At 68.2% G+C, this 10,750-nt stretch carries 14 protein-coding genes; 6 read left to right on the top strand and 8 right to left on the bottom strand.

The features are described 5' to 3' along the window. Positions 1-49 precede the first annotated feature (49 nt). Genes DM816_RS18260 through DM816_RS18270 form a run of 3 tightly spaced genes read right to left on the bottom strand, consistent with a single transcriptional unit; the run spans position 50 to position 1,525 of the window. Entirely contained in the window at positions 50-415 is a 366-nt protein-coding gene (locus DM816_RS18260; protein WP_117211465.1) for an ArsC/Spx/MgsR family protein, read from the bottom strand. A 10-nt stretch (positions 416-425) separates the two neighbouring features. Further along, the gene (locus DM816_RS18265) at positions 426-899 is read right to left on the bottom strand and encodes a GNAT family N-acetyltransferase (protein ID WP_117211453.1); all 474 of its coding nucleotides are present in this window, start codon (positions 897-899) and stop codon (positions 426-428) included. Further along, entirely contained in the window at positions 896-1,525 is a 630-nt protein-coding gene (locus DM816_RS18270) for a ribonuclease FAU-1 family protein (RefSeq protein ID WP_117211454.1), read from the bottom strand. Before DM816_RS18270 ends, DM816_RS18265 begins: the two co-directional genes overlap by 4 nt. A gap of 69 nt (positions 1,526-1,594) precedes the next feature. On the opposite strand from DM816_RS18270, the gene DM816_RS18275 reads away from it, so the two are divergent. The 3 genes from DM816_RS18275 to DM816_RS18280 all read left to right on the top strand — a co-directional run bounded on the left by DM816_RS18275 (position 1,595) and on the right by DM816_RS18280 (position 3,830). Beyond that, entirely contained in the window at positions 1,595-3,079 is a 1,485-nt protein-coding gene (locus DM816_RS18275; RefSeq protein WP_162907595.1) for an outer membrane protein assembly factor BamB family protein, read from the top strand. Between the two features lie 53 nt (positions 3,080-3,132). Beyond that, entirely contained in the window at positions 3,133-3,267 is a 135-nt protein-coding gene (locus tag DM816_RS45290) for a hypothetical protein (protein WP_281274344.1), read from the top strand. A 113-nt stretch (positions 3,268-3,380) separates the two neighbouring features. Next, the gene (locus DM816_RS18280) at positions 3,381-3,830 is read left to right on the top strand and encodes a GNAT family N-acetyltransferase (RefSeq protein ID WP_117211466.1); all 450 of its coding nucleotides are present in this window, start codon (positions 3,381-3,383) and stop codon (positions 3,828-3,830) included. A 102-nt stretch (positions 3,831-3,932) separates the two neighbouring features. Here DM816_RS18280 and DM816_RS18285 read toward each other — a convergent pair whose 3' ends face one another. Then, complete coding sequence (locus DM816_RS18285; RefSeq protein WP_117211456.1) at positions 3,933-4,166, bottom strand: winged helix-turn-helix domain-containing protein; 234 nt, start codon at positions 4,164-4,166, stop codon at positions 3,933-3,935. Between the two features lie 351 nt (positions 4,167-4,517). Between DM816_RS18285 and DM816_RS44560 the strand changes: the two genes are divergently transcribed. Both DM816_RS44560 and DM816_RS18295 read left to right on the top strand, forming a co-directional pair. Continuing rightward, positions 4,518-5,819: a VldE C-terminal domain-containing protein gene (locus tag DM816_RS44560; protein ID WP_246002022.1), complete on the top strand. Its 1,302-nt coding sequence runs from the start codon at positions 4,518-4,520 to the stop codon at positions 5,817-5,819. Positions 5,820-5,864: 45 nt separating this feature from the next. Next, positions 5,865-7,004 (top strand): metallophosphoesterase, encoded by a 1,140-nt coding sequence (locus tag DM816_RS18295; RefSeq protein ID WP_117211457.1) that lies wholly within the window; start codon positions 5,865-5,867, stop codon positions 7,002-7,004. Here the strand turns inward: DM816_RS18295 and DM816_RS18300 are convergent. Then, complete coding sequence (locus DM816_RS18300) at positions 6,982-7,827, bottom strand: GNAT family N-acetyltransferase (RefSeq protein WP_117211458.1); 846 nt, start codon at positions 7,825-7,827, stop codon at positions 6,982-6,984. The two genes, DM816_RS18295 and DM816_RS18300, sit on opposite strands and share 23 nt — an antisense overlap. 190 nt (positions 7,828-8,017) lie before the next feature. Here DM816_RS18300 and DM816_RS18305 point away from each other — a divergent pair, with 190 nt between their 5' ends. Continuing rightward, positions 8,018-8,866 (top strand): hypothetical protein, encoded by an 849-nt coding sequence (locus tag DM816_RS18305; protein ID WP_117211459.1) that lies wholly within the window; start codon positions 8,018-8,020, stop codon positions 8,864-8,866. Positions 8,867-8,918: 52 nt separating this feature from the next. Here the strand turns inward: DM816_RS18305 and DM816_RS18310 are convergent, their stop codons facing one another. The 3 genes from DM816_RS18310 to DM816_RS18320 all read right to left on the bottom strand — a co-directional run bounded on the left by DM816_RS18310 (position 8,919) and on the right by DM816_RS18320 (position 10,577). After that, positions 8,919-9,272 carry a hypothetical protein gene (locus tag DM816_RS18310; RefSeq protein WP_117211460.1) on the bottom strand — a complete coding sequence of 118 codons (354 nt, stop codon included), beginning with the start codon at positions 9,270-9,272 and terminating at the stop codon, positions 8,919-8,921. A 112-nt stretch (positions 9,273-9,384) separates the two neighbouring features. After that, positions 9,385-10,059, bottom strand: a complete 675-nt coding sequence (locus DM816_RS18315) for a Crp/Fnr family transcriptional regulator (protein WP_117211461.1) — start codon at positions 10,057-10,059, stop codon at positions 9,385-9,387. Further along, on the bottom strand, positions 10,056-10,577 hold the full coding sequence (locus tag DM816_RS18320; protein WP_117211462.1) for a DUF3307 domain-containing protein: 522 nt from the start codon (positions 10,575-10,577) through the stop codon (positions 10,056-10,058). The genes DM816_RS18315 and DM816_RS18320 overlap by 4 nt, the downstream gene beginning before the upstream one ends. Positions 10,578-10,750: the final 173 nt, after the last annotated feature.

The raw sequence follows: 10,750 nt of genomic DNA on the forward strand, positions 1-10,750 counted from the left end.
TGGACCTAAGTTCATGATCAACGGAAGTGGTCGCGGAGGGGCGGGCTGGTCATGCTTGCCGAGCCCGGTCTATGACCTCCGCGAGTGCGCAAGGGGTGCGCGCCACCATCGCCGAGCCGTCGGCCAGCAGGATGATCGGGCGCTGGATGAGCACCGGGTGGGCCACCATGGCGTCGATCCAGCGGTCGCGCTCCGAAGAGGATTGTGGCCAGTCCGCCATGCCCAATTCGGCGAAGACCGGCTCGCCCGTGCGGCAGATGTCCCAGGGCTGCGATCCCAGGCGCGCCAGCACGTCCACCAACTCGGCACGGCTGGGCACATCCGCCAGATAGGGCCGAAGCGTCACCGGCACACCGGCGGAGGAAAGGGCCTGCGTCGCGGCCGCGCACTTGGAGCAATCGGGGTTGTGCCACATCTGAGTCACGTCAAAGCTCCCGCACGTATTCCAGCTGGGGCCAGCTCACCCCGCCCATTTCACCGTCGCGCACGAGACCGCTGAGCCGCCAGCCGTCGCGCTCGTAGAAGCGGCACGCCCGCTCGTTGCCCGCGATCACCCACAGCGAGGCGAACCGAAAACCCAACTCTGCCAACGTTTTGCGCCCGGCTTGGATGAGCGCCTGGCCCACGCCCCTGCCGTGCCAGTCCGGGTGCACGTGAATGGCCTGCAACACGCCCTCGCCGACGTAGACGAAGCCGAGCAGCGACCCGTCGTCGGCGTGCGCGATCAGCAGGCGGTGGGTGCCCGCCTCGACCGGGAAGCGTTGACGCCAGAACGCCGTCGTGGACTCAGCCCGGTACCCAGAAATGATGTCTTTATATGTTTCATTGCGTATCAGCGTGTGCAGCTCGCCGACCGGGTCGACGTCCGCGGCGGTTCCGGGTCTGATCCGGAAGGTCATCGCGGCAGGTCCCAGAGCGGCGGCAGGGTGCACGGTGTCCAATGTGGATCGGGTCGGAAGCCCACCCATGTCCCGTCGAACGGATATTCACCGGCCTCGGCCATCGCGATCACCCGCTTGCCCTCCGCCCAGAAGGCCGGCACCTCGTGCTCCGCCCAGAAGGCCGGGTGCCCGGTGCGCTCGATCAGCTCATCCTCATCCTTCCAGTACCAGGTGCGGTCCGGCTGGATCCACACGTCGAGCGCGTGGTCCTGCAGGTCGATGCCGCCGGCCCAGCGCGCGGCCGGGCTTTCGAGGTTGACATACCACCCCTCGAACTCGCCCGACGCCCCGAAGAACCACCACACCGAGTGCGCCACGTCGGGCGGGGTCAGGATGAGCACCCCGCCGCCGTGCCACGATAACGGGGTCAACATGGTCGGGACGGCGAACTTGTCGACGACCGGCATTTTCCGGATGGACTGCCCATCGAGCGTCGTTCTGCGCATCACGGTGGAGCCGGTGCCCACCCACATCAATAGGCCGCGCTCGTCGTCGCTGACCACCCGGCCGCACTCCACGGCGGCCAAACGCCCGTCGCGAGTGAAGCCGCGGCGGACGACGGTGGCTCCTGGTTCAAACCGCACGGGCGGAGTTTATCCAGATGTGACAAGTACGGGACTCCGCGCATGGCACAGAGGCTGCACACTGTGACAGTGAGTAAACCCCACGTGCGGATCGTCGCCGGGCTCAGCGCACTCATCGTGCTGCTGGCGGTCGGTGTCGTGCTCGCGTGGCCCGAGGCCAGGACGGCTCTGTTCCAGGGCGGGGCGATCGTCCCGCAGCAGAGCCCGAGCGTGCAGGAGCAGCCGGCGACTACGGTGGGCAAGCCTTACGGCGACAAAGTTAAGGGAGTGTTCACCTTCCGGGGCAACCCGACGCGCACCTATTACGGCACGGGGCCCATCCCGCGCACGGCGCCGGAGATACTGTGGCGATATCCGAAATCCGGCGGAATGTGCGCCGTCTCGTCGGATGCCGACGGCCCACGGGAGTGGTGCGGCACGGGCTGGACCGGCCAGCCCGCGGTGTTCGAGCGCGACGGGCGCACCTGGGTGGTCTTCGGCGCCTACGACACGAGCATCCACTTCCTCGACGCGGCGACCGGCGAGCGCATCCTGCCGTCGTTCAAGACCGGCGACATCATCAAGGGCTCGGTGACCATCGACCCGGATGGGTACCCGCTGGTCTACTCCGGCTCGCGGGACAACTACTACCGCGTGATCGCCATCGATGGCGACCGGCCGCGGGAGTTATGGAAGCTGCACGCCAAGGCGGTCTCCCCCACGATGTGGAACGACGACTGGGACGCCTCCGGTCTCATCGTCGACGACTATCTGTTCGAGGGCGGGGAGAACAGCCAGTTCCACATCGTCAAGCTCAACCGCGGATACGACGCCAACGGCAAGGTGACGGTCGATCCGAAGCTGGTCTTCAACGCCCCGGCGTGGGACGCCGAGCTGCTGCGCGACATCGGCGACAACAACGTGTCGGTGGAAAGCTCGCCCACCCTCGTCGGCAATGTCGTCTACTTCGCCACCTCCGGCGGGCTCGTGCAGGGCTGGGACATCAGCGGCCTGAAGGAGGGCAAGACGCCGCAGCGGGTGTTCCGTTTCTGGACCGGCGACGACACCGACGGCACCATCGCGGCCGACGAGGCCGGGATGCTCTACATCGGCTCGGAGTACGAGCGGTTCACGCAAGCGTCCAAGCGCAACGGCCAGATGATGAAGCTCGACCCGCGCAAGCCCGACAGCCCCCTGGTGTGGAAGGTGGACGACCAGAACAACCGGGGCGGGAAGGGCGGCATCTACGGATCTGCGGGAATATATAAAGACCTTGTCATATGGGGTACCGACAAGGGCGACGTGCTCGGGATCGACCGGCAGTCGGGACAGGTGCGCTGGCGCGTCGCGATGCACCGCGTGCACATGTCGCCGGTCATCATCGACGGCGTCATGGTGGTCGGCGACTGCGACGGGGAGCTGGCCGCATACGACATCACGGACACGAAGGCCGAGCCGAAACGGCTGTGGTCCATCAAGCCCGGGGCGTGCATCGAATCGACGCCCGCGGTGTGGAACGGCAAACTCTACTTTGGAACGAGGGCGGGCGCGCTGCTGGCGATCGGCGTGCGCTGACCAGGTGTGGACGGGACAGTTCCGCACGGCGAAACACCTTGTGCCGCCGCACCGTGACCGTCAAATCGTGGAAGGGCCTGCGCTGCCGCACCCAGCAGTCGCTGCGGCCGCTCACCGGAGCCACGCTCAAGCAGACCTGGTACACGACCAGCCCGCGCGGGGCGTGCTTTCCGTCGACGTGGGCGTGAAGGCCGAACGCGGCAATGACGTTGACAACATGGGCGCCAACTTCGACTCTGCGTTCGCTGACTTCCTTTCTCCCATGGGCGCACACCGTGGACGCATGGTGTGCGCCAGTAGGATGGTGGGTGTGATCTTCCGTGCCGCCGGGTTCCACGAGCTTGATGCCGCAACCCTATACGGGCTGCTCAGGCTGCGGGTGGACGTGTTCGTGGTGGAGCAGCAGTGCGCCTACCCGGAGCTTGACGGGCGTGATGCCGAGCCCGGCACCCGTCATTTGTGGTTTGAGCGCGACCGCGTGCCCGTGGCATACCTGCGCATCCTCGACTTCGACGGTCCTACGGCGCGCATCGGCCGGGTGGCCACCGCCAAGGACGCGCGCGGGCTGGGCCTCGCCTCACAGCTGATGGCCGCCGCGCTGGCCGTGGTCGGCGACCGCCCGGTGGTCCTGCATGCACAGTCCGATGTGGTCAGTCTGTACGAGCGTTACGGCTTCCGCGCGACCGGCCCGGAGTTCGTCGAGGACGGGATACCGCACATCCCCATGCGCCGGGACACCGCCGGCCGGTGAATGCTCGCCGGCCCGGCTGGCCTCAGTCGGCGAACGCCACACGTTCGCGGGTCGGGCGCCGCTCCGAATCGCCGAGCCAATGGCAAACCCGTTGGTGCAGCGTCATTCGTTTGCCGAGCTCCCGTCGAGCTTCCCACAGACATAAACGGCTTCGCCGGGATGTCCGATGATCAGGCTCTCTGCCTTGAGCACAAGCATCGCCGAGCGGATCGTGCCGTAGCTCACGCCATATATCTCGCGCAACCTGGATATGGACGGCAGGCGATCGCCGGGTTTGAGCTGTCCCGTTCGAATCTGCTGCCGAATGTCGGCGGCAAGTTTCTCAAACTTGCTCATCAGTCCGCCTTTCTGGTGACAGGGCGGATCTGACACTAAATCGACTAGGTCTAGATGGCAAGTAGTGCGCCGGCCTGGGGTTGAGATCCAACCCCAGCCGTGTCATCCCCGTCAGGCCCGGCTCGGTGCATTGGTTGCCGCCCAGCCAGGCCACGATCCAGAGCGTCGAGCGCCACCTGTCCGACCATCTCGAACGGGTCGGAACGTTCACCATCACCTGCCGTGGCGGGATCATCGTGTGCCGCGGTGCCAACTCCCAGTCATGGTTCGAGTGGTCCACTGTGGACTTTCGACGTCATCGATGATCAACCGATGATGGAGCAGTGACGGCGGTCGCTTTCCTTAGAGGCCGTGAAGAGAATATTGTTGATCGCGACCGTGCTATTGGCCGGCACGCTGCTTGCCTCGCCGACAGCCGCCGCGCCCCCGACGCCCGACTTCGGACCGACTATCGAGGGCTACGCGGGGCACGATCCGCAGGACACCTGCGACCCCACCGAGAAGCCCGGCCCGCAGGATCTGCGGGCGCTGCTCAACCGCACCTACAGCCTGAGCCGCACGGGAAACATCACGCGCCAATGCCACATCGGCGGAACCAGCGAGCACAAGGAAGGCCGCGCGCTGGACTACGCGCTCAACGTGGGCGTCGCCAGCGAGCGGGCGATCGCCAACGACATTCTCAATTGGATGCTCGCCACCGATCGCCACGGCAACCGGCACGCCATCGCCCGGCGCATGGGCATCATGTACATCATCTGGAACCGCCAGATCTGGTCGTCTTCCCGCGCGTCCGAGGGTTGGCGGCCCTACACCGAGCCCAACCCGCACACCGATCACATCCACTGGAGCTTCAGCTGGCGCGGCGCGCGCAAGCAGACGTCGTGGTGGACGGCCGCGCCCGTGGCCGGGCGGGACTCGGTGGGCTACTTCGACCCGCGCGACGGCACGTTCCACCTCCGCAACGCGCTGGACGCCGGCGGATCGAACTACGGGTGGGAGGGTGCGCCGACCGGACCCGGCATCGTCCCGCTCATGGGCGATTGGGACGGCGACGGCCGCGACTCGGGCGGCTACTTCAACCGCAGCGACGGCACGTTCCACCTGCGCAACGCGCTCAGCTCGGGCTCGTCCAACCACGCGTGGGACACGGACATCACACCCGATCTGCCGTTCATCATCCTCACCGGCGACTGGAACGGCGACGGCAAGGACTCGGTGGGCTACTTCGACCCACGCGACGGCACCTTCCACCTGCGCAACGCGCTCAACCCGGGCGCATCGGACTACGCGTTCGAGGGTGCTCCGATCGGCCCGGATATCGTGCCGCTGACGGGCGACTGGGACGGCAACGGCCGCGACTCGGTGGGCTATTTCGACCGCCGCGACGGCACGTTCCACCTCCGCAACACACTGAGCCCGGGTTGGTCCAACTACGCCTGGGACACCGATATCACCCCCGACATGCCGTTCACCATTCTCAAGGGCGACTGGGACGGCGACGGCAAGGACTCGGTGGGCTACTTCAACCGGGCGGACGGCACCTTCCACCTGCGTAACGCGCTCAGCCCCGGCGGGTCCAACTATGCCTGGGATACCAACATCACACCCGACCTGCCGTTCATCATCGTGACCGGCGACTGGGACGGGCGCTGACCAATCTTCCAGGCCACGTTCAGGTGGGCGTGGCACTGTTGATGGGTGACAGCTAGCGAAGCAGCGGTACAGGCACGCCCTGCCGGGTCCCGATCGGCGGGGCGTGCCATCGTGTTCGGCGCGGTGCTCGTGACCGTGCTGGGGCTCCTGTTCGGGCTCCCGTGGTTCACCCTCGTCCTCGCGCCCGGCTGGCCGGTGACGCTCACGACGACCGGCACGCTGGTGTTCGCCGCAGCCGCGGTCGCGCTCCCGGTGCTGATGTTCCTGGGCCACGGCCGCGGCCGCGATTGGGCTTCCCGCATCGGCGACACCACGCTCGGCGTGATCTGGGTGCTGTTCGTGTGGTCGTTGCTGGGCAACGTGGTCCGGCTGTTCGGGGTGGACGCGCGGCCGACCGCGATCGGCGTGACCGCCGTCTGCGCCATCCTCGTGGTCTGGGGCTATGCGGAGGCCATGCGGGTGCCGCGAATCAAGCGCGTCGACGTGACGATGCCCAGGCTGGGCAAGGGTCTCGACGGGCTGCGCGTCGCGCTGATCACCGACACCCACTACGGGCCCATCGACCGGGCGCGCTGGTCCGGCCGGGTCATCGACGCGGTGAACGAGCTCGACGCCGACATCGTCTGCCACACCGGCGACATCGCCGACGGCACGGTCGAGCAGCGGCTCGCGCAGGCGGCGCCGCTGGGCCGGGCGCGGGCACGCCTGGCCCGCGCCTATGTGACCGGAAACCACGAGCATTTCGGCGCGGCCCAGGCGTGGGTCGAGCACATGGGCGAGCTCGGGTGGGAGACACTGGAAAACCGGCACACCGTGGTCGAGCGGGGCGGCGACCGGCTGGTGCTCGCCGGGGTCAGCGACGCGACCACGCGGTACTCGATAGAAAGTGCGTTGAGTGGCACGGACCCGCATCTTCCGGTGCTTCTCCTTGCGCACCAGCCGAAGCAGGTGACGGCGGCCGTGGCCGCGGGGGTGGACCTGCAGCTGTCCGGGCACACCCACGGCGGCCAGATCTGGCCGTTCAACCTGCTGGTGCGCATCGATCAGCCGGTGGTGAGCGGGCTGAGCAAGCACGGCGAGCGCACCCAGCTATACACGAGCAATGGCACGGGTTTCTGGGGTCCGCCGCTGCGCGTCTTCGCGCCGAGCGAGATCACAATGATCACCCTGCGGGCGGCCGCCTGAAGCCGTAGGTTTCGTGCGTCCTGGCAAAGCCGAGCGACTCATAGAGTTGAAGCGCCGCAACGTTTTCGGCGTTGTGGTTGACCGTCACGAGAGTCATCCCGGCCTCACGCATCAGGTGCATCGCGTGCAGCATCACGGCCCGCGCATGGCCGCGCCGCCGGAAGTCGGCATGCGTGCCCACGGGCTCGAAGTGGCCGGTCCTGTTGCGCTCGTCGAGCCACATCACGGCGAATGCGGCGATCCGGCCGTCGGGCGCCTCGACCACGATCTCCCGCGCCGGGTCGTAGCCGGGCTTGCGCATGACCTCGTTGAGATACCGCTCGCCAGTCCAGTCGTCGCCGAACGCGCTGTTGTGCGCCTCGGCGAGCCGCTCGGCGTCGTCGAAGCGGGCGCCGCGCACACCGGCGATCGCGGCGACTGGCTCCGTCAGCGAAAGCTCGCGCACGTCGTCCCACACCCGGAACCGCTCGAAACCCAGCCGCCCCAACAGTTCGATCCGTGCGCTGTCGCAATCCCAAGCATCCGTGAGCACGAATTCTGATGGCACCGCTGCGATCATTTGCTCTTCAAATCTGGTACCGCGCAGCGCCGGCGCCGTGAACACGTCGAAAGCGTCGCCGGACCGGCCGCAGATGGCCAGGCCCACGATGCTGTCGCGATCGAGAAACATCTGCACGGCACCGCGCCCGCGCAGGTTTTCGTAGATGCGGTGCGGCAGCTCGCCGATGTGGTCGTAGCCGCAGCGCCCGGCCTGCGCGATCCACCCGGCGAAGGTGGCCTGCAGCGCGGGCAGGTCGGCATCGGTGTAGGGACGTATGAGCATGATTTGGCCATTCTAGGTGCGCGGCAGCGGGACGCTCGCCCGGTCACCTGCCGCGACCAGCACGATCGACAGGGCCGGCAGAGCCCGTGACAATCCAACGTGTCTATCACGCTTGCCCGCGGCCCACCCAAGCTGCGATCATCGGTGACATGATTTCCGTTCCACGAAAGGGCGTGCGCGCCCTCGCGCTATGACCGCCGCGCGGCACACACGTGCCGCCTTCTGGGAGCAGGCAGCCGCCATCCGCGACGAGTGGGAGGCCACGGGCACCGCCTGCGGGCCGGCCGATCAGGCAACGGCCGAGCAAGCAATCACCGAAGTTTATGCGCGCCTTGGCCGGGCACGGCCCCGCTTTGTCTGGGTCCGCTCGCCACGCGAAGCCCAGCCGCTGGTCTCGCACCTGCCCACGCTGCAGGATCTGTACCGCTGGGTCAAAGCCCCACCCGCCCGCACGCCGGACCCCATGGCCGCGTCTGCGCACGCCTCGGCCCGCGGCCCGTCGCGGTCGGCCGCGGAGCCGGTTGGCCTCGTCTCGCGAACCACTCCGCCCGTGGCCAGCGACCTGGCCACGACCCTGTCCCGCCTGCGCGGGCGGATGGATCAGCGGATCACGACGCCGTGGTTCGACCCGCCGCCGCCCAAGCGCCCCAAGGGTGACCAATGGCCCGACCTGCCGCCCGAGCAGGGTCTGGCCTACGGCATCCCGTTCGTCGATGTCATGCGAAGGCACGTGCGCGAGGCCCTGTTCGCCTTGCTGGCGCACGGGTTCTACCTGCCGGCCAAACGACAGCTGGGCGAGCCGAGCCCAGTGTGCTGGTATGGGCAGCAGGAGGCCCACTGGATCGCCTACTACGACGCGTGGCGAAGACTGGGCCTGGCCAAATACGAGCCGGACGTCGACGCCGAGCTCGACTGCTGGCAGGCGATCGCGCAAAGCTGCGGCTGGTTCTGGCTGGACGAGCACCTCTGCGTCGTCTCGCACCGCCCGGACCGACCACGCACATTCGCCGACGGGTGGGCGGTTCCGGCACTGAGTTGAGGTGAGCCGCCAGCAGCGTGGCGTCCCCGGGATCCGGGGACGCCACGGTGGGTCAACTCTTTTCCCAGGCGCTGCATCCCTTGGTCTGCTCGCACACCCGGATGCGGTCGATCCAGTCGCCGTCCCACGAGTTGCGCCATTCGATGTCGCCGCCGCAGCCGTCGGAGTCCTGGAACGAACCGAAGTTGCCCGAACGGGTGTAGTACTCGCCGGTCACGCCGTGCCCGTCACACTCGTTGTCCTGCACCCAGAGTGTCTTGCCATCCGCGCCGGTCGTCCACGCGCGGTCCTCGCCGTGATACACGTCGGCGGCCGCGAGAGCCGGGGCGGCGGTCACGCCCACCATGGCCATCGCGATGCCGACCACAGCGGCGCTGTACCAGCTTGCCTTCTTCACCGATCCCACAGATCTCCTCCTGATCCTGCAATGCGGCCACCGCGACCGTCCCGGTGGGACCATCGGCCACGGTGACCACGCTCGCAGCGCACGTCACAGATCTGTCATCAATCGATCATCGTCAGCCGTCGGTCTCGGCCAGCGCGCGCAGCGCCGGGTGATCCCGGACGATGACACGGCGATAGCGGGTGTAGATGATGTCGGCCTGGCGCATGCGGGTCAGGGCGCGGTGCAGGCTGGGCTCGGAGGCCCCGATCAGCGAGGCCAGCTCCGGCTGGCTGAACGGCACCTCGATGCGCACGCCCTCCGCGCACGGCCGGCCGTAGGTGGCCGCGAGGTAGTCGAGCATGAACGCCAGCCGGGAGACGACCGGCCCACCGCTCAGGCACGCGCGAAACCTCGTGGCCCGGCGCAGCTCCTCCACCACCGCACCGCGGATGGCCTGCGCGGCCGAGGGGCGCTCGTTCAGGTAGCCCAGGAACTTGCGCTGGCTGATCTCCCGGGCGACGACGCGCGTGCAGGCGATGACCGTCGCCGAGCGCGGCTTGTCGTCCATGGCGGACAGCTCCCCCACGACCTCGCCGCCCACCCGCACCGACAGCAGCACGGCCCGGCCCGTGGCCGTGTTGCTCACCACCTTGCAGAAGCCCTTCAACAACACGAACGTGTCCGTGTCGCGCACGCCCTCGTTGATCAGCGCCTCGCCGGGCTGGAACACCCGAAGGCCGCCGAGCCGCATGAGCGCTTCGCGGTCGTCGGTGCTCAGTGCGCTCAACAAGGTGCCGGGGACATTCATGCACGCCGCCTCTCCGCCAGCAACGCGCACCCGACGAGCCCCACCGCCGCCACGGCCGCCACCGCCACACCGTCCATTGTGGAGACCGCTGCCGCCACGACGGCCGCGACCAGCAGCGCGCCCATGTGCAGGGACTGGTCGAGCAGGTAGGGCGCCTCCCGCCAGTGATGGCAGCCCTTGTATTCGATGAGCCGCCGCACGATCCAGCGCCGGTCGATCACCGCGTGGCTGCTGGCCGACACGAGCAGCCCCGCCACCACCCCCGCCGCAGTGAGCGGCGCGACGATCCAGGCCAGGCCGAGGGCGGCCAATTGGGTCAGGCTATAGGTGAACACATGCCGCAGGCAGGCACCCCAGCCCGCCCAGGGATGCACTCCGGCCGCCATGCGAGCTCCGGTCGGCGCGCCCTTGGCGGCCGCGTCGGCATTGGACTGGATCACGTGATCGCCGAGCTGGTGCCCCGCATAGAGGGCGACGAAGGCGACAGCCGCTACGGCCGCCGAGGCCACTGTGGACATACATCGATTCGACCATGCGCCGGCGCATCACACGCCATCGTGTGATGGGAAACGGCGAACTGCCGCTACCTCGGGCCGGGCGTGGCGCTTCCGGCCGGTCCGGGAGGGCCGCCGGGACCCGCGCCCGGGCCGCCCTCGCCGGGCTGGCCGCTGCCCGGCCGCCGCTCGGTGGA

The sequence above is a fragment of the Allorhizocola rhizosphaerae genome, from assembly GCF_003426775.1.
In the GTDB taxonomy this organism is placed as follows: Bacteria; Actinomycetota; Actinomycetes; order Mycobacteriales; family Micromonosporaceae; genus Allorhizocola; species Allorhizocola rhizosphaerae.